This window comes from Aerosakkonema sp. BLCC-F183, from assembly GCF_041929145.1.
Classification (GTDB): domain Bacteria; phylum Cyanobacteriota; class Cyanobacteriia; order Cyanobacteriales; family Aerosakkonemataceae; genus Aerosakkonema.
The window spans coordinates 152,574-171,726 of record NZ_JBHFNU010000015.1 but is presented as its reverse complement, the minus strand read 5'-3'; the positions used below and the strand labels follow the sequence as shown (position 1 = coordinate 171,726).

Genomic DNA, 19,153 nt, shown 5'->3' with positions numbered 1-19,153 from the left:
CAAATACGGTAGGGCATACCGAAATTAACGCTTGTGGAGAGATGACCCTCTACCTGAACTTGGAAACAATGTTCAAGCAAGGTCGCTCATTGAAGCAAGAATCTCCCGTTATAGCCTCAGCTTAACGGGAGAGTGTCAAGTCCTGTGTTTTAGGGATTGTGCAAGAGGTCTGCCGATGCCAGGATTTTGGATTTTGGATTGGCTGAGCAACGATCGGACAAAGCTTAGAATGAGGCTTTACACCCTTTTTTTCAATCTATTTTTGCGAGGCGTTCAGGATAAGCGAACTCGGAAATAATAACGGTATAAATTGCAGCGCGGTGTAACTTGATTGCCTTGGAGATAGACAAGTCCCATACTGTGCAGCTTAAATCCCTGTAGAGACTCTAATTGTACGGGAACATCGGCATCCACTACTTTTTTGAGAGCGGCTGCTAAATCGGGATATTGTTCTAAATGCCACAAGTGGCGTCGCAAATGGTCGCTGTAGAGTCCAGCGTCGGTAGGTGCTGTTTCGAGAAGTTGTTCGATCGCAATTTCCTTTCTGGCAATGTGATAAAGAGCCAAGCGCACTAAATAAGGATGTCCGCCTACCATTGCCATTAGTTGTTCAACATCAGCAACACTCCAAGGTAATCCGTGTCTGAAGGCAAGTTCTCGTACCTGTTGTGCGTTAAATTCCGGTAATTCTATCGGTAACCCCACATTAAATGGTGATTGATTGATATCCATCGGCACGTAAACTTCTGTGGAATGAACTACTACCAAACGCAGTTTTTTCCAGATTTCTCGATTTTTAGCTTCTTCATGCCATGCTCGCAATAAGGCAAAAAAATCAGCCGCTAATTCGGGATATCTAAATATGACATCTACTTCATCTAAACCCAAGGCTAAAGGGCTGGTATCGTGGGTGAGTAAATAACGTTCAAAGTAAGATTTACACGCGACTTTGCTGCCAAAAATGCTGTTCCAATTCTCGGTCAAACGATCTGGTAAATCTAGTTGTAGAGCAACGTTGGCACAAAACCAACGCAAGAAAAGGTCTAAATCTGTGAATATTTTACTATCGGCTAATTGAAAGCTTAAAGGTACGGTACGATAGCCTTGTTGGGATGCTCGATGCAGAATTCTCGCCATTAGGGAGGTTTTCCCCATTTGCCGCGCTGCTTTGATGCGAATTAACGCGCCTGGTTTGACGATCGCTTCGTAACATCGATCGTCAATACCCGTTCTTTCCACATAAAATGCAGAAGCAAGTTCTACTTGTCCTCTGGGTAATTCCGGTTCTGCAACTGGTTGGGGTGGATAATTGGGGGTGACTGCGTGCTGGGTGGGAAATTGATAGTTGAAAATTGGCGATCGATAATTGGTAAACTGCCTCTGATCGGATTCTTCACCTAATGCCAATAACTTTAAAACGGTTTGAATAATGATGTTTGTATCGTCGGGCGATCGCCATTCGTAGTGGGGTATTCCTTGCAGATAACCGCGCAAGTCGTGGTTGAGCAAACTGAAAGGACAGTTAATATAAATGGGGACGATAATCGGTTTGCGATCGTCCGTCGAAGTGTACCTTGTCTTCGCCAATCTCACTTCTTCCGTCACCATTTCGCTGGAAGCAGAAAGCGGCGACAATAGCAGCAGCAAGCAATCGCAACTATTAAGTGCTGTATAGATTTGCTGTAGCCCATTTCTAGCCATTCGCAAATTGCCAGTGGCGGAAAAAACTTGGTAGCCGTTCTTTTTTAAGGCAGCATCTAACTTAGTCATCAGCATCATATCTGAGTCGGTGGCCCGATAGGAACTGAGCAAGACAGATGTGGAATTTTTGATATTTTGATGCTTTTCTTTAAATAAATCCGGTCTGTATTTAGCAATTATAGAAATCAGTTCGGCGCGGTGTGAGGAACCGGGTTCTTCCGGGTCGTTCAAACCAAACGCCTTGCATATATTTTCAATATGTTTTCTGACTGTATCTTTGGTGATGTGCAGTTCGGCGGCGATGGAAGCATCTTTTTCGCCTGCCAAGACTTTTTGCAATACTTCATACTGTCTGTCGGTTAGACTGGCGAAGGCTTTGGCGAATTCGGCTGGATTTGCGATCGCTAACTTCATACACAGAACGGGAAAATTGTCGGCATATTTTCTAGTTGTAGTTCATCCGCTGGCAAAGCGCAGCAAACGTGTAGGCACTTTCACAGGTGTGTATTGCACCAAAGGTAGTGCCGATCGCCGTGAGTCTTACTACACATCTAAACTATCACCAAAAGCAGCCTGAAATATTTAAAACATATCAGGTTGTCTTTTTTGGGTGTTTAAAAATGAGGTTAAGTTTTTTTAATAACAATTTTTTATCTAGCTTAGCCAATAGTAGCGCAGTCGTGGCGATCGTATTGATGCCAGCGGTAAATGCCAATACTTTGAATGCACAAACAAGTTTTCCAGATGCGATCGCCACAGAGTTACCAAGTGATAGTTCTTTACGAATTAGCACAGAACTTAAAACTAACATTAAGATTTTGTCGGGTTTTTTGACGATCGATGTTTTTGCAAAAAAGCAAAAAGAACCGCCTCCACCTGTACCGACGCGATCGGGCGGAAGTCGCTAGGCAACTATACCTCGATTACTGCTACGGCTCACCCTTAAGATGAAGTGCAAGTCCTGTTTTCTAAGCTATGCTAATGTGTAGAGGCTTTCCAGTAGCGTTTCGAGAAAAAGTATGCTTCTACTATTTTTGCTTTTCATTGTCCTGTTGCTTATTTCTGCTACTCCGCTTCTAGGTAGCTTGAATATCCAATGGTCTTTAGAGATTATGCTCGGTTTATCGGCTTTTTTCCTGTTAGCAGGATGGATTCTTTTTCTCTGCTTACCGCTATTTTCTTAGACTTATACTTTTGGAAAAGTAAGTAGGTGAGTGTAAATAAGATCAAAAATAGCGGGCGGGAAGCCTTGCCCCGTCGCCCTATCTTTAAAGTTTATTTACCTGCACGTACTGACACAGAATGGAAATATCTATGTCACAACATCGTCATATCGATCGAGCAATATGGTGGTGATACAGAACTTATGCAAGACAGGCCATAAACCCGGTTTTTTCGGAGATTTATCGTTGCCAAACCCAGGATTTTTCATAGAAACCGGGTTTCTTTGCCTAAGTGCTGTAATAGATACATCTTACTCCTCACGCAAACACATAAAGCCCAGAGCAGATATGCTCTGGCTTTTTTTTCGATCGCGCTCGGAGGTTTGTAAATATCGAACACCAAGTTTATCAAGCCGAAGTCAATTGCGAATAGGTGGTTTCTTCTTCATAAAGATAGCGCACTCCTAAATATCTAGCGATCTTTTCTAAAACTACTTCTACAGAAAAAGGCTTGCTGATAAAAGCATCGCAACCTGCCTTTAAAATAGCAATCCGATCTTCTTCAAAGGCATTGGCAGTTATGGCTACGATCGCAGTATCCTTACCGAGATGATGTCCTTTGATGTGTTTAGTAGCTTGGTACCCATCCATGACTGGCATTTGTATATCCATAAAAATTAAATGAGGTTGCCAACTTTCCCACAAAGTAATTGCTTCTTGACCGTTCGCAGCTTCTTGTACTTCAAATCCAATAGATGTTAGCAGTTTGACTACCAGCAGGCGGCTGACTTTAATATCATCAACTACCAAGATGCGATAAGTTGGTTGCATTGGTGCTAGTTGAATTACTTTAGGGATTTCCTGGGCAGTCCGAATTTCATCAGTTGATGTGACGTGCAGGGGTAGATCGAATTTAAAAGTTGTGCCTATACCCACGCTACTGCTAACGCTGATATTTCCTCCCATCAGTTGTAGGAATTGCTTGCTAATTAGTAAACCCAATCCGCTTCCTTGCTCAGATTTTCGACCTGTTTCGGTTTGTCCGAAAGGTGCGAATAGGAGGTTTATTTCTTCAGGGTCAATGCCGGGGCCAGTATCTTCCACTTCAAACAACAGACGATAATTGTTAATGGTTGATGCTTGATTGTTTATTCTTAATAGCGATGAACCATGAGCTTTTACTTGCAACTTTACACTACCTTTTTCTGTAAATTTGATGGCATTTCCCAACAGGTTAATCAAGATTTGACGCAATTTGGATTCGTCTGCTTTTACGTATTGGGGAATATCTGGGTAGATTTCAAAAATTAGCTCTAAACCTTTGGATTGAGCTTTGTGTTGGAACATATCTTCAAGAGTTCCTAGCAGGCAGCGCAGGTCAAAGCTATTTTCAGTCAGCGTTACCCTACCTGCCTCGATTTTCGATAATTCCAGAATATCGTTAATTAATGACAGTAAATGTTCGCCGCTGCTACTGATGATATCCAAATGTTCTTTCTGCTCAACGGATAATCGTAAATCGCGGTTCAGCACTTGGGTAAACCCCAAGATGACGTTTAGTGGTGTTCGCAGTTCGTGACTCATCTTGGAAAGAAATTCGCTTTTGGCACGATTGGCGCGATCGGCGGCTTCTTTTGCTTGTTGAAGTTCCTGAGTTCGGACGGCAATTTTTTGTTCTAAACAACTGTTTAATTGTGCCAGTTCGTAATTAATTTTTTGGAGAGTTTGATTTTGTTCTTCCAGTTGTTTATCTTGAAAGTAACTGCGAATCGCTTCTTTAACGGTCAAACAGAGGTCTGTCTTGTCCCAAGGTTTGGCAATATAACGATAAAGGTTAGCATAATTGACGGCATTACCCACAGCATCGGCGCTTGCCTGTCCGGTTAATAAAATTTTCAAAGTTTTAGGATATTTTTTGTGCAGCTTAATCAGCAGTTCATCGCCTTTCATTCCTGGCATAATTTGATCGGCAATTACCAAAGGAATTTCTATTCCCTCTGCCTGCAATTGTTCGACTATCTCTAAAGCTTCTTCTCCGGTTTCAGCGATTTCAATAAGATAAGTATCTCCCAGGAAACGCTTTAATTGCTCCTTGAGACATTGTAAAACGAATGGCTCATCGTCAACACAGATAATTGCACTGGTACTCATCTGTTATAGTCCAGAAAGAATGGTTTGGGCTAATTCTTGTTCAGTCCAGGGTTTGCGTAAACAACAGAAAAGGTTGGCTTCTTTTTTGGCTCGCTCTATAGCTGTTGCGTCGGCTTGACCGGTTAGCATTATTTTGATGATTTTGGGGAATTTTTGATGAACTTTAATCAAGAATTCATCACCCTTCATTCCTGGCATGAGCCAATCGGTAATAATAACTAAAACTTCGACATCATCTGCTTGCAATTCATGAAGAATTTCCCAGGCTTCGTTACCGCTTTCGGCTACTTCATACAGATATTTGTTGCCAAATATCCTGCGTAACTGCTCTTTCAGGCTTTCTAAAATTAAGAGTTCGTCATCAACGCATAAAATGGCTTTGTTAGACATAGTTAATTTGCCCGGATTTTCGGATTATCGCGATCGCTGTTTTGGCCAATGGGCAACCATACCTTAAATACAGTCTGTCCCGGCTTACTTTCTACCTCTACTCGACCTTCGTGCTTATCGATAATTTTTTTAACAATATTTAACCCTAAGCCGCTTCCTTCACCAGGAGGTTTGGTGGTAAAGAAAGGTTCAAATATTCGCGGTAGTATCTCTGGGGAAATCCCACAACCAGAGTCTATCACTTGCACGATCGCATAATCCTCCTGCTGAAGAACGCCTATTTCCAGTCTGCCTTTACTCTGCATCGCTTGGATGGCATTGTGAATTAGATTTGTCCACACCTGCATCAGTTCGTCGGGATAGCAGGCGATCGCAGGTAATGGCTGGTAATTCCGGACGACTTCGATCCCCTGCTTAAGTTGATTGTGATATAGTTCTAACACCGTTTCCAGACCATCGCTAATTTGCGCTACCTGTTTGGAGCCGCTAGAGTCGTAGCGGGTATAGCTTTTGAGCGCAAACACAATTTTGGAGGCGCGTTCGACGGCGATGAGAATATTTTTGCTGTTACTTTGCAGGCGAGACAAGTTGTACGCGAGTTGCAAAATCCAGTTGGCTTCGGTATGTTTCAGCAAAGGTAAAAATGGATCGATGCGATCGTAAATTTCCATATCAACCAAGTTGTCGGCAATGTTTCTGGCATTGGCAATTTCCTTTTCTTCTAACTGCTGAATTAAAGCTTTTTTTAATTGGCGTTGTTCTTTCGTGGTGATTTGAGTATTGCTACGCACCGAGCGATCGAGCAAGGCGAAGAAATCGGCTTGTTGTTGGCTATCCAGGCGTTGGAATAGTTGGGGAATTTGAGTTAGCGACTCCTCAAGCGCTTTGGCAGAGTTACCGCTAGAAGCTCGAATTGCACCTAAAGGAGTGTTAATTTCGTGAGCGATACCAGCCACTAATTGCCCCAAAGCTGCCATTTTTTCTGAGTGAATTAATTCTTCTTGGGTAGCTTTCAGATCTTCAAGTGCTTGCGATAGTTCTTGGGTACGTTCCCGGACTTGCATTTCTAAAGTACGATTGTAATCTGCCAATACTTTTTCTGCCTGTTTGCGCTCTGTGATATCGTGAAAAGCATTGATAGAGTAGAGAATGTTTCCGCGTTCGTCAATAACCGGGATTGAACGTACTTCCAAAGGAATTATCCGGTCTTTTTGGTGAATTTCCATATCATCAACTGTCACAGTTTCCCCCTTTAAAGCTCGCAAGGCTGGCAGTTGCTCGCTCGGGTAGAGGCGATCGGTTCCCGCAATATAAACTCGATTGGCCGAATTTAATATTTCTCCTGTCTCCTCCGATCTAACATTTTCACCTAGTAAACGCTTTCCCTTTTCATTGATATAGGAAAGTTTGCCAGTCGGGTTATGAACAGAAACGCCGACGGGTAAGGCTTCTAATAGTTGAGTTAATTTTGCTTCGCTGTGGCGCACTTGAGCGTAAAGTTTGGCATTTTCAATGGAAATAGCTGCTTGCGATGCTAATATATTCAACACTGCCAATCTATCTGGTGTAAATACTCCTGTAGTTAGATTATTTTCTAGATATAAGATACCTATAAGTTTGCCTTGATTGAGTAGCGGCGCACATAACACAGACTTCGGCTGCTGTTTGACGATGTACGCTGTGCTAATGAAATTTCCTTCATTGACAGCATCGTTCAAAACAACGCTTTCTTTGGTACGAATAACATAATTGACGATCGCATTACAAATCAATGGCTTATCGCCGCTGCTGACCACCTTTTGAATAGGTAGGGACTGTAAAACTGAAACTTCATCCGATGCCAGATTTCCCACTGCTTCAATTACCCATTCTCCATCCTCTTTTTCTGGCGATTCAGGGCGATTTAAAATCAGATAACCCTTTTCTGCTCCTGCATTTTCAATCACAATTTTCATGACTTTTGCTAACAGAGTTTCTAGCACAATTTCACCCAAAATTGCTTGGGAAGCTTTGAAGACGCTAGTCAAATCTAAAGCATTAGATGTTTGCGTGCTGGTGTCTAAAGTAGTTGTGCTAATCTTAGCTATAGTTTGAGGCTTTTGGGCAAAAAATTCTGGGTATTTTTGCTCCAAATCTGCGGCTTTTGCCTGCGCTTGCCAGCGCACATAGCTATAATGGGCTTTAGTCATGTAGGTCTGTGCAATTTCATCCATGCCCCGCGCCAAATAAAACTCTGCCGCTAGCTCATATGATAATGCTTCTTCCTGAATAAATCCGTTATTTTTGGCACATTTAATCGCTTTTTGATAAAAATCTATGGCTGTGGCGAATTTCCCTAAAATTTCACTTTTTAATGCCTCGACCAGATAAAATTTGTGCTGGTGATTCATTGGGGCATGATGCGACCATTTCCGCATCTTTTTTTGGTTTTTATTTATACGATTCAGGAAAGCCTTTTTTTGAGAAATAGAAGCATCAGTCCATATCTTCAAATGAGCTAGAGAGTCATAAAAATGAAAAATTGGGACAGCTACAGTTCCGGTCGCCCCATCTAAATACTGTTCCGCCAAAACAGCATTTTGTGCGGCTTGGCGATAATCCCCAAACAGATAACATAATATCAGTTTATTTAGATAAAAAAAGTGAAGCCCAGTTCGGTCATTTGCTGCAATAGCTTGCGGTAGCCATTGCTCCTCGTTGTAAGCATCGCCAATTAAAAGTTTGGGATTTTCACCCTGACCAAGCAAGTTAAGAACTACCTGCCGATATATCGCAGTCCAATTAGCAGGATTTTCTTGCTTGATTTGACTTATGGCTTGACTGTATATCGCCGTCTGCTGTTCTACTTCCATCAATTCGCAGCCGCTAAAATAACAATGTTCGCACGCTGCAAACGCAGCATAACTAGCAAATTCAAACTCTCCAGTTTCTACTCCGCTTTGATAACTTTCAATTAAAATTGGTATTGTCTCCCTGAGATGCTCTTTCCAGTGCATGATGTGAGCGGCAAATCCATCGAATACCTTGGCTTTAATTTTTTCAGCATTTAACCGTTGCACCAAACTTAAAGCTAATTTGCCAAATTTATAACCAGACTCGATATCTTGCAGCACTCCGCAGAGAATTATTCCGTAAGCAGCATAACCAACGGCAGACAATATTGTGTTGCCATATTTGACAGATAAATTAACCTGCGATAGCGTAATCAACAAAAAAAGTTCTTGTGCATTTATATAGGCGGCAGAAGTTATCCTAGATAGCAGAGTCATGGCTGCTAAATATTGAGGAGATGTCATTTCAGGTAATTCTGCCAAGTCTTCAATTCTTTTACCTAACAAAGTTAATTTTGTTCTTAGTAGTGCCATCAAAATATTCAGTGTTGGCGGCGAATTTGGCAGCTTTAAGCCCAACATCTTCAGTACTTGCAGGCCAATTTTAATGGCTTCTTTGTATTTACCCTGCGCGACGGCAGCTTGGATTTTGAGGTCGTAAACTTTCACTTTTTCCAGAACTGTTTTGGCGCGATTTTGGACGACATTTGCCAATTGGTTCATCTGGTCAAAGTTGCCGGAAAAGTATGCAGCTTCGGCTGCTTCTTCGTGCAGCGCTAAGATGAGGAGACCTAACCCCCCTTCCCTGCAAGGGAAGGAGGGAAGTAAACTCCCCTCTTTTTGTAGGATAGGGGTTGGGGGAGAGGTTAAGCGAACAGAATTAATGTCATACTCAGTTTGCCAGCGATCGCCTGCCAAGAGGTTCAGTCCCGCATTCAAATATTCAACTGATGAAATGTAAGCCGCCGCAGCTTTCGCTTTTTTACCCGCGAGCAAGTTTAATTCAGCTAATCTGACTTTTTCAGATCGATCGTAAATCAGGTTTATTGCTTTATTGAAGTGATTAACAATATCAAAAATGTTTTCGTCTAAGCTTGTGCGATCGCAATTCTCTAACAACAAACGTCCTATTTGCAAGTGCGTTTGTTGTTTTTGAGTTTCTCTTATCAAAAAATAGGCGGCTTGTTGAACGCGATCGTGCAGGAATTTAAACTTTACTTCGCTGGCTAAACTATCATCTACACTCGCCAACAATTGATATTTTTCATTCACAGGGATCGCCAAACCTTCTTGCAGCGCCGGAAACAACTCTGACAACACGCTACTCGGTTGGCTTTGAGAGATAATTGCTAAAGTGAATAAATCAAAACAATTACCGATACACGCAGCTAATTGCAATATTTTTTGGGTAATTTGTGCTAATTTTACTATCTTGGCAGCCATGAATTCTACCACATTCTCGGTGATGTTTTTGGCTTGAATCTCTGTCACATCCCAGCGCCACCTTCGCTCGTTTTGGGAATAAGTTAATAAACCTTCAGCCGCTAGCGATATTAAAAACTCAGTTGTAAAAAAGGCGTTACCCTGCGTTTTGGAGTAAACCAAATCGCTCAAGGGTTGACTGACACTATGTTGGCAGGATAAGGCATCAGCAATTAAAGCATTTACATCTGATAATGTGAGATTATTTATATGAATCAATGAGACAATAATTTGCTGTTTTTTGATTTCTTCTACATTCATCATCAACGGATGAGTTGCATCTACTTCGTTGTCTCTATAAGCCCCGATGATGAGTAAATTTTGAATATCCTTATCGCTGATAATTGTTTTGATTAGGTTAAGGGAGGCACTATCCGCCCATTGCAAGTCGTCGATGAATAAAACTAGGGGATGTTCTGGTTGACAAATTGCTTTGACGAATTTTTGACAGACTAAATTGAAACGATTTTGAGCTTCTTGTGTACCCACAGAAGCAACGGGCGGCTGTTTACCGATAACTTTTTCCAAGTTCGGTATAACATCAATTAAAACTTGTCCGTTTTTGCCGACTGCGGCGAGGATTTTTTGCTGCCATACATTTAAAATTGCTGATTTTTCGGTGAGGAGTTGATTGCAGAAGTCATTGAATGCTTGTGCGATCGCATAGTAGGGAATATTGCGCTGGTACTGGTCAAATTTGCCCGCAATAAAATTACCTCGTTTGGCAGTAATCGGTTTGTGAACTTCTCGCACTAAGGCAGATTTACCCACGCCTGAATAGCCAGCGACTAATATCAATTCTATTTGGGATTTGGGATTTTGGGTTTTTGATTCAGAGATTATATTCTCCTCTTCTCCCGCCTGCTGTGCTTCATAATCTCGTACCCCTACAATTCTTTCAAAAGCTGTCAGTAAAATTTCTACTTCTTTTTCCCTACCATACAATTTCTCGGGGATTTTAAATTTGTCCGAAACATCTTGACTGGCGAGAGGGAATGAGTCTATTTGCCCTTTGGTTTGCAGAGCGGACAAACAAGTTTCTAAATCAGCTTTAATTCCGTAGGCAGATTGATAGCGTTGTTCGGCGTTTTTTGCCATTAACTTTAATACAATTTCCGAGACAATTGGTGGCAAATCTTTTCGCAGTTCGTGAGGAGGTTGCGGTTGTTTGGCAATGTGACAGTGAACTAATTCTAAGAAATCATCGCTTTGAAACGGCAACTCTCCTGTGAGCAATTCATAAAATGTGACGCCTAACGAATAAAAATCGCTGCGATAGTCGATCGCCCGATTCATTCGTCCTGTTTGTTCTGGAGAAATATAAGCTATCGTACCTTCCAACAAATTGGGATTGCGGAATGAGGTAGTTTCTCGCGAAAGTACGGTACAGAGGCTAAAATCGATAATTTTGACTATATCGGTGGAGGGATTCAAGACGATATTGCTAGGATTGATATCTTTGTGAATAATATTTTCGGCGTGAATTTCAGCTAAAGTTTCGGTGATGGAAATCGCTAATTTCAGAAAATCTTCTAAGTTTAATTTGCCTGCAAGTTTTAAAATGGCTAAAGAGTCGCCGCCAAAGTCTTCTAAAACCATCACCAGCCGATCGCGATCGCTAACAAGGGCGTAAGCTTCCACGACTCCCGGCTTCTTCAAATTGCGGGTCACTTCATATTCTCGCTTAATCCAAGCGATGCGTTCCGGTGACGGATAGGCATCTTTTAGCATTTTGAGAATCACGGGGCGATCGCACTCCTGCTGGTAGCCTCGATAAACCAGGGAATTGCCGCTTTCATACACTTGTTCGGTGACGAGAATTCCTGAAATATTTAACATTTTTTTTAAGATCTGCCGGATAAGCTTTTATAGGGTGAACTAACGCAGTGTAATGCACCCTATAAAATTAGCTGATTTTTTATTAATTATAAACTGGCAAACTTGTCTGTTGCTACTATCAAAGCGCTGCGAATTCCCGCTTCGCTCATCGAATGTCCCGCATCGGGAACAACAATAAATTCGGCTTCCGACCAAGCTTTATGCAGTTCCCAAGCTGTTACCATCGGACAGGGGATATCGTAGCGTCCTTGAACGATTACTGCCGGAAGGTGGCGAATGCGATCGACATTCAAAAGTAACTGCCCTTCCGTTTCAAAAAATCCCTTATTTATAAAGTAATGGCACTCAATTCTGGCAAACGCTTCCGCAAATGTACTCTCACCAAATCTCTGCATTATATTTGGGTCTTGCAGAAGTGTACTTGTGCTACCTTCCCAAATTGACCAAGCACGAGCAGCTGCCATTCTAATCTGCGCGTCTGCACTGGTCAAACGTTTGTAGTAAGCTGATATCATATCGTTTCTTTCTTCGGGAGGAATTGGTTTGAGATACTCCTCCCAAGCATCGGGAAATAGATAGCTAGCTCCTTCTTGATAGAACCAACGCAGTTCTTTTTCTCTCAGCATAAATATGCCACGCAGGATCAATCCTTTACATTTTTCTGGATGAGTTTCGCTGTATGCCAATGTGAGAGTACTTCCCCAACTGCCACCGAAAACAACCCATTTTTCAATACCTAAATGTTCGCGCAGTTTTTCAATGTCGCTGACTAAATCCCAAGTGGTATTTTCGCGCAATTCGGCATGAGGTGTACTTTTACCGCAACCGCGTTGATCGAACATCACCAAGCGCCATTTTTCTGGATTGAAATATTGTCTATAAAAGGGCGGACATCCACCACCTGGCCCACCGTGCAGCAATACGATCGGCTTTCCTTCCGGGTTGCCCGATTCTTCAAAATGGATTGTATGGATGTCAGAAACTTGTAATTTTCCTTGTTTGTAAGGTTGGATAGGAGGATACAGTTCTCGCATTTACAGAGTCTCTACAATTTTTAAGAATTGGTCGATTTGTTCAATAGTATTGTAATCTAAATGTGGTGGGCAATGCCCACCCTAAAATTAGTGCAAGTGTTTGTCGTATTGGATTTTGCCGTAATCGAGTTTGATGATGCGATCGCCTTGATAAAAATATCGATCGTCGTGGCTAATAACCAACACGGTTTTACCTCTACTTTTCAGTTCTGGCAATAGCTGAGTGTAGAAAATTTCTTTGAAAACCGGGTCTTGGTCTGATGCCCATTCATCAAATAAATAGATAGGACGGTCTTCCAAATATGCAGTCAGCAAAGCCAGACGCTTGCGTTGTCCTTGCGATAAAGCAGTGGTGGAAAGTACACCATCTTTTACCTGAACTTTATGGTCTATTTGCAGTTTTATCAAGTAATCTTTTACTTTACTCTCAACATCAGCATTGTCCAAACCCAGCAAAGTTTCAAACAGATAAAAATCATAAAATATGACTGAAAATAACTGGCGATACCATTCTCGATTCTGATTGGTAATCGGCTTACCGTCGATGCGAATTTCGCCTTCTTCAGGAATGTAAAGTCCGGTAATTAGTTTAGCCAACGTCGATTTACCGCTGCCATTTCCGCCCACTAAAAACACCAGTTCTCCTGGTTGGAAAGCCAGATCGATCGGCCCGATAATAAAATTGTGTTCTTCCTTTTCTCCGCCTCGGTAAGCGTGCGTAACTCCCAGCAATTCTAAGTGCTGCCAACTTTGGTTTAAATCGCTCTGAACAATTGACTCTGAAATTGATTCGGATTCAGCAGCTAACGATAAACCTAAAGTCTCAATTTTTCTTAAAGCAACGCTAGCTCTGCTCAAATTGGGCAGCATATCCATAATATTCTTCACCGGGCCCATTAAATAAGTGAGAGTGAGAATATAGCCGGATAGAACTGGATTACTAACTGCTGTCAATCTGGGAATCACAAAAAGCAACAACCCGATCGCTATGAAAAAGAGAATTTGACCTCCATTAGAAGCAACAGAGAGAATCGTTAGGCTGACAACTTTGTAATCTCGCGCAGCTTTGGCGGCTGGCTGGAGTTCGTTTGTTAAGAATGCTTGGCGGCGTTGTTGGTTCAGCTTTAATTCTTTGATACCTTCAGTGATAGCGCGAAATTGTTTAAAAAGTAAATCTTGTTCTTCGCGAGCAAGAGTGAAGAAATAAGTGGCTTTTTTTAACAGGAATTTCACCGATACTATAGCTGCAAATATAAAGACTAGCATCAGCAGTAAAGCTACCCAGGAAAGCCAGCCGAGATAGATCGCACAGCCAACTACTATGGCAAAATCGATGCAGAGAAAGGGAATCACAAAGACTGTGTTGGAAAGCGCTTGCACATCTTCTGTCAGTGTTGCCAAAAGACGAGGCGCACCCAGTTGTTCCAAGTGACGTAAAGATGCAGATAAAATTCTGCGACTCAAGCGTATTTGCAGGTCGAATATTACTCCTTGGGAAAGGCGGATCAACAAAAGTTGGGAAGCCATACCAGCGACGAGTACTACCAGCGCTAGTGCGGCAAAACTCCAGATTTGCGTTCGATCGCCACTGACGCTACTATTGATTGTGGCGATCAGACGAGCGCTGCAAGCGCCGCTGAGCAAACCGGTGAAGACTGCGATCGCTACAAGTCTCCAAGAAGAGCGGATAAGAAGATAGATAACGTTCATTTCAACCTGCTTAGTCTTTTTCCAGTTCCCAAGGTGCTGACGATCGCCTAGCTTCACAAATCAGTGAGACGGTCGAGGCTGATCGTATTCTAAGTAAAAATGCTCACAATTTCGTCAGTAGGTGTCCAGTTCGCAGATAAAAATAAAACCAGCCAGAGAACCGCTTATTTGCTTCTCTGGCTGTTCGTGTTTTTAAAGCTCTAAAGCCTTGTCTGGCTTAACTTATCAGAATTTGCTGTAAAAGCCCGGTCTCGGCGCTGTTGCTTGTGGCTGAGTTTGCGGCTGAGTTTGCGGCTGAGCTTGTGGCTGAGCTTGTGGCTCTGTTTTTGGCGTCTGCTTAGATTCAACAGCGTCTTTCTGCGGATTTTGTTCCGGAATTAACCGATTTTTCTCAGCTATTTTGGTAGCGGGTGCATTTGGAACTCGTGTGTCTAGGAATGCCTGCGACACATTTGGTATAAACCAGTTAACTTCACCTGCTTTGACAACTTTAGCTAAAGGAACGTTAAATTCAATTGCGCCCGTAGCTGGATTTGTGCTTATAACTGCCAGAGTGCCATCAGGTATTTTGATAGCAACACCACTCGCTGTTTGTTGGTTTTGTCCTTTAACGCTTAAATCTGTTGCAGTTAGATCGTTGGGAATATAAAATCCATCACAATCCCACTTCTTTTTCGTTTGTTGGCCATCAGCTAAAAAGTAAAGCTCGCTGTCATAAGAACTGCCGGACTTTTTTTTGTTGGAGCCATATACAGCTAGAGTTTTTCCTGTCTGATTTAGACATTGACTCCTGGTTATTCCCGACTCCAAAGTATATTTTTGGAACTCTAACTGAGCGAGTTGGTTTTCAATTTTTTCTGGGTTATAGCCCTCTTCTTGAGTAGGCGTATTCTTCAAAACCGAGAGCTTCTCAATAGCTTGATTCACCTCTATATAATCAGGATTATCGGCCAAATTCGCTTTTTGTTTTTGTCCGGCGAATGATGGTGAAACGAACAGTAGATTCACCAACAGTATTAAGAAAATCAAAACAGACTGGAAGAGTTTCATCTTTTTTCCTTGAAGTTATACAACTACTTGAAAACCTTACTTTGCTATGTTCAAAGAATCATAACTTACTGGAAACTAGAATTTGCGTAAGCTCCTTCTCGCAAAGAGCGAGGCACAGCTTGGATGGCGTCTAAGCTAATAGAACCTACTGTAGGAGTTATCATTATTCCCATCATCAGCCCTGCGCTCAAAGCGTTAAATATTTCTAAGGGAAGAAAAGCCCGTAGAACTGGAGTTACAAATAAGAGAGCGAAGTAACCGTAGACAACTGTAGGCACTCCCGCTAGCAATTATACGGCTGGGCGTAAAATAGCTGCCAACTTGGGCGAAGCATATTCAGCTAAGTAGATAGCGGCAGAAGCAACGCTAACTTGAGCATTACCTTTAACTTTTTCAAATTCTTCTGCTACTGCTTGATGGAGAGGATAACCTACAGCTCCACCATCAATGCTCACCTCATTCTGTATTTGCATCCCTCCACGAACCGCGTTGATTTTGTCTGTAATACCGGTATTTCTATAGATTTACCGTATTTTAATACTTATTATGAATATTCTGAAAGCCCCTTTTTCTAAAGAAAGATTTAATTTCTGCCTTTGTGGCTTGCACTCAAGCCACGCTGGTTGCCCCACTTTGGTGCAGTAACCATAAATACGACCTGATGTACCTTACCTGGGACAGATGTTTTTGAAAATGATTTTCGCTCGGGAATATTCGGCTTGCCCGCAGGCTCAAGTGCAGTCTGGAGCAGAGTAAAATAACTTTTAGTTATTGATTTAAATAAAAACAACACTTGCTTTGATGGGTAAAAAGCGATTATAGTCTAGTAGTAGGTCTGAGAAGGAGATGACAATGCCCGATCGTTCAGACTTTATTTACCCTCGCAAACGCTATCGCGGTCGGTTCACGCCGCAGCATTTAGTATTTAACGCTAATCTACAGGAGTTTGCTCATAAAATTAGCTACATCTGCAACTTAGAAACTTCAGGTAAGCTTCCACCAGATGATGCTTACGAACAAATCAAATACCTCTGGGAACAACTGGAGCAAAGCAAGAAGGCACTAGGAATTGACATTCCATCTCAAAGTGAAGATGAAAGTAGCAGTTGAATTTTTAATAACTATTCAGGTACGAGCAAACTGTTAAGGTTTAAAGTACTTGAGAAAACAAAATAAATTACTCCAGCCCCCAAGAGCGTTACCGCCATACTCAAAAGAATTACCCAACGGTCTGCTGGTTCGTAGGTGTCTTCATCAATGTCCCGGCGAACCACAAAATAGTGTTGAGTGGAAAGCAAAACTGTGACCAAACCGACAAGAGAGAAAACTAAACCGATTTTCCAGCCATTACCGGGCTGAGGTAACATGGGTGGGTGGAAAGGGCGAAGGCGCACGATGACGACCCCGAATCCCATGAGCGCGATCGCAGTCCGCATCCAAGCCAGGTACGTGCGTTCGTTTGCCAAGTGTTCCCTTACCCGCGACTCATTTCTTCGCTTTGGCTTCTCTGTATTCTGTTTGTTGAACTTAGAAAATAACTGCATCGCTCTCAATATTATTTATATTGGATCGCCCAGTGTCTCTTATTAAGATAATGAATAACCATAAATCAGTCAACAGGCTGTAATTTTTCACCATAAAAAAGGAGAAAGGAGAGATGGATGCAGATGCAATGAGAGTTTGGAGTTGTACCTAGTTATGTAGCGAGTAGGCTAACTTTAAGACTCTCAGGGCGCGATCTGACTAAGCATTTGGCTTGCTCTCATTAACATAAGGACGGATTAAGAGTTTTGTGTTATCCCACGTCGCTTGGTTTTGGTTGAAGAGTTGATTGTTGGAAAATAGATCGCCAAATTCGCTTTGAGGAAGGACATTGGGTTCTACCATAGCACCAAAGACTGTAGGAAGAAGAACACTGGGCGCTGGACTATTTACGGATTTTTCACTGCTAACAGGTTGAGGTGCCTTTTCTGGCGCTACAGTAAGTTTGATTTCTTCGCGAGATTGCTGTTGCTGCTTGAGGATTTGTACCAGTTCTTGTAGCTGGGTTGCACGCAACTCATCGAGTTTTTCGTGCAGCAATTCCAGGTCGTGCATAGTTTTCATATTTACTTCGCGGTCATGCTCTGCATTTTTCCGATCTGTATCAGACTGACGATTTTGACTCATCAAGACGATGGGTGCGGTATAAGCAGATGCAAAGGAAAATACTAAGTTGAGCAAAATAAATGGTTGCTCATCCCAGTGGGGAACTCCGGGCATAAGGTTTGTACCCACCCACCCTGCCAGAACCACACTTTGCCCGATCAGAAATGTCCAAGAACCCACTTTAGTTGCCATCGCATCGGCAATTCGCTGCCCGCGAGTCAATTTTCCTTCATCGGGTTTTGGTGGCAGTTGTTTTAGTTGCCGTAGGGTTTGGGGTTGGGAAAGTTTTTCTGTATTCGCAGCGCTGGAAGAGTGGTTTGCAGGTTTCATAGCACACCTCAACAAAACTAAAGTTTCCTGGCAATCGATGATTGAGGACGTTTCTACAATTCATTCCTTGCCTTACAACTTAAATCTACTTTGCTGCATGGATAAAAGCAAATATTCTTTTTTGTGAATTTGATAAATAAAAGTGATTTATTAATGAATGCCGCGTTAGACCCCTCCCCTGCCAGGAGAGGGGCTTTCAGAAAGCCTTTCACAGTTAAGCTGTTGGGCATTTAAATTTGATGATTGGGAAACAGAAGAAGTAGCTCTAATCCTCTCCCCTGCTCCGAAAGCCCCCCTGCCCCCCTGCAATCTCAATAACTAATTTAGATGCGTGACAGCTTAGGACGGAAGTTTGAATTGGGTCAAATTGGGTAGGTTTTGTTGAATTTGCTGGGCCAAAGAGGTGACGATCGCCTCAAGCGTTTCCACAGGAAAGATACTTAAGAAAAGAGCCACTATCAAGCTAGAAACACCGATAATGAAAGCGAGCAAGCGCCCGCATCCTCCGGGATTAATTTCGGCAAAACCCAGCTTAGCTTGCCCAATAACAGCAATTATCAAGAAAACTAAGCCGGATATCAAGAAAAAATTAGTTAAAGGCCAATAAGTCATAACTCCCTTTCCTTCGATAGACGTTTTCAGAAAAACTCATAGCTACGTTGAAGGCGGCGATCGGATCGAGCAGCAAATTTTGTCAGGAGGGCTTTCGCCATGCCCCAAGCGACTCAGACTAAACTCGTCGATGCAGTGCGTCAGGTTGCCCACCCGCTTACAGGTGACGCCTCTGACTGGGATTTATTAATGGATATCATCGGTGATGCTCGCTTTGTCGTCATCGGTGAGGCATCCCACGGCACTGACGAATTTTATCGAGAACGAGCCGAAATCACCAAGCGGTTAATTCAAGAAAAAGGCTTTTCATCTGTGGCGATCGAAGCTGATTGGCCGGATGCTTATCGTGTTAATCGCTACGTGTGGGGTATCGGTGAGGATAGCACCAGCGAATATCGGCCAAAGACAGCCAGCAGATACAGATCGAGAACAGGAACGCGATCGCGCTGACTGCACAATTATCAAACACACTATGCAGGATAGTGCAGAATTGAATCCCGATGATTTTCCCGAAGGAGAAGAACAAACACTTGATGTAATGCCATCCAGCCCCAGCGATGTGTCGAATCAAGAATTGAACCCCGACGATTTTCCCGAAGCGTAAAGCGGTTTTTTAGTTGCATGAAGTTTAGGATAAAAACCCGGTTTATTGAAGAAACCGGGTTTGTCTTATTCAAGGTTTTTTTGCGCGATTTCTTTGTAAGTTGGGTTT

The 19,153-nt window shown here is 42.5% G+C and carries 16 protein-coding genes and 1 pseudogene; 6 read left to right on the top strand and 11 right to left on the bottom strand.

Features of this window, described 5'->3' with window-relative positions; all coding sequences use genetic code 11:
- Positions 1–273 precede the first annotated feature (273 nt).
- Positions 274–2,115, bottom strand: coding sequence for an AAA-like domain-containing protein (locus tag ACE1CD_RS03060; protein WP_374821506.1), 1,842 nt, complete (start codon positions 2,113–2,115; stop codon positions 274–276).
- A gap of 16 nt (positions 2,116–2,131) precedes the next feature.
- Here ACE1CD_RS03060 and ACE1CD_RS03055 point away from each other — a divergent pair, with 16 nt between their 5' ends.
- The 3 genes from ACE1CD_RS03055 to ACE1CD_RS03045 all read left to right on the top strand — a co-directional run bounded on the left by ACE1CD_RS03055 (position 2,132) and on the right by ACE1CD_RS03045 (position 3,085).
- Complete coding sequence (locus ACE1CD_RS03055; protein ID WP_374789338.1) at positions 2,132–2,278, top strand: hypothetical protein; 147 nt, start codon at positions 2,132–2,134, stop codon at positions 2,276–2,278.
- Between the two features lie 43 nt (positions 2,279–2,321).
- Positions 2,322–2,609 carry a hypothetical protein gene (locus tag ACE1CD_RS03050; RefSeq protein ID WP_374789339.1) on the top strand — a complete coding sequence of 96 codons (288 nt, stop codon included), beginning with the start codon at positions 2,322–2,324 and terminating at the stop codon, positions 2,607–2,609.
- A 302-nt stretch (positions 2,610–2,911) separates the two neighbouring features.
- Positions 2,912–3,085 carry a hypothetical protein gene (locus ACE1CD_RS03045; RefSeq protein WP_374789340.1) on the top strand — a complete coding sequence of 58 codons (174 nt, stop codon included), beginning with the start codon at positions 2,912–2,914 and terminating at the stop codon, positions 3,083–3,085.
- Positions 3,086–3,272: 187 nt separating this feature from the next.
- On the opposite strand, the gene ACE1CD_RS03040 is transcribed toward ACE1CD_RS03045, so the two are convergent.
- The 7 genes and pseudogenes from ACE1CD_RS03040 to ACE1CD_RS03010 all read right to left on the bottom strand — a co-directional run.
- Complete coding sequence (locus ACE1CD_RS03040; protein WP_374821503.1) at positions 3,273–5,015, bottom strand: response regulator; 1,743 nt, start codon at positions 5,013–5,015, stop codon at positions 3,273–3,275.
- A gap of 3 nt (positions 5,016–5,018) precedes the next feature.
- Positions 5,019–5,405, bottom strand: a complete 387-nt coding sequence (locus tag ACE1CD_RS03035; protein WP_374789342.1) for a response regulator — start codon at positions 5,403–5,405, stop codon at positions 5,019–5,021.
- Between the two features lie 2 nt (positions 5,406–5,407).
- Positions 5,408–11,557: an AAA family ATPase gene (locus tag ACE1CD_RS03030; RefSeq protein ID WP_374821500.1), complete on the bottom strand. Its 6,150-nt coding sequence runs from the start codon at positions 11,555–11,557 to the stop codon at positions 5,408–5,410.
- 86 nt (positions 11,558–11,643) lie between these two features.
- Positions 11,644–12,591 carry a prolyl aminopeptidase gene (gene pip / locus ACE1CD_RS03025; RefSeq protein WP_374789344.1) on the bottom strand — a complete coding sequence of 316 codons (948 nt, stop codon included), beginning with the start codon at positions 12,589–12,591 and terminating at the stop codon, positions 11,644–11,646.
- A gap of 87 nt (positions 12,592–12,678) precedes the next feature.
- The gene (locus ACE1CD_RS03020; RefSeq protein ID WP_374821497.1) at positions 12,679–14,301 is read right to left on the bottom strand and encodes a cyclic peptide export ABC transporter; all 1,623 of its coding nucleotides are present in this window, start codon (positions 14,299–14,301) and stop codon (positions 12,679–12,681) included.
- A 225-nt stretch (positions 14,302–14,526) separates the two neighbouring features.
- Entirely contained in the window at positions 14,527–15,351 is an 825-nt protein-coding gene (locus tag ACE1CD_RS03015) for a hypothetical protein (protein WP_374821494.1), read from the bottom strand.
- Positions 15,352–15,434: 83 nt separating this feature from the next.
- Positions 15,435–15,875 (bottom strand): annotated as a pseudogene (locus ACE1CD_RS03010) (hypothetical protein); the annotation flags it as partial.
- A gap of 328 nt (positions 15,876–16,203) precedes the next feature.
- Here ACE1CD_RS03010 and ACE1CD_RS03005 point away from each other — a divergent pair.
- Positions 16,204–16,461, top strand: coding sequence for a hypothetical protein (locus ACE1CD_RS03005; RefSeq protein ID WP_374789347.1), 258 nt, complete (start codon positions 16,204–16,206; stop codon positions 16,459–16,461).
- A gap of 11 nt (positions 16,462–16,472) precedes the next feature.
- Here ACE1CD_RS03005 and ACE1CD_RS03000 read toward each other — a convergent pair whose 3' ends face one another.
- The 3 genes from ACE1CD_RS03000 to ACE1CD_RS02990 form a co-directional block, all read right to left on the bottom strand.
- The gene (locus ACE1CD_RS03000) at positions 16,473–16,895 is read right to left on the bottom strand and encodes a YidH family protein (RefSeq protein ID WP_374789348.1); all 423 of its coding nucleotides are present in this window, start codon (positions 16,893–16,895) and stop codon (positions 16,473–16,475) included.
- Between the two features lie 199 nt (positions 16,896–17,094).
- Positions 17,095–17,829 carry a DUF1003 domain-containing protein gene (locus ACE1CD_RS02995; protein ID WP_374789349.1) on the bottom strand — a complete coding sequence of 245 codons (735 nt, stop codon included), beginning with the start codon at positions 17,827–17,829 and terminating at the stop codon, positions 17,095–17,097.
- A gap of 339 nt (positions 17,830–18,168) precedes the next feature.
- Complete coding sequence (locus tag ACE1CD_RS02990) at positions 18,169–18,441, bottom strand: hypothetical protein (RefSeq protein WP_374821491.1); 273 nt, start codon at positions 18,439–18,441, stop codon at positions 18,169–18,171.
- Positions 18,442–18,540: 99 nt separating this feature from the next.
- On the opposite strand from ACE1CD_RS02990, the gene ACE1CD_RS02985 reads away from it, so the two are divergent.
- Entirely contained in the window at positions 18,541–18,891 is a 351-nt protein-coding gene (locus ACE1CD_RS02985; RefSeq protein WP_374789351.1) for an erythromycin esterase family protein, read from the top strand.
- A gap of 22 nt (positions 18,892–18,913) precedes the next feature.
- Positions 18,914–19,045: a hypothetical protein gene (locus ACE1CD_RS02980; RefSeq protein WP_374789352.1), complete on the top strand. Its 132-nt coding sequence runs from the start codon at positions 18,914–18,916 to the stop codon at positions 19,043–19,045.
- Positions 19,046–19,153: the final 108 nt, after the last annotated feature.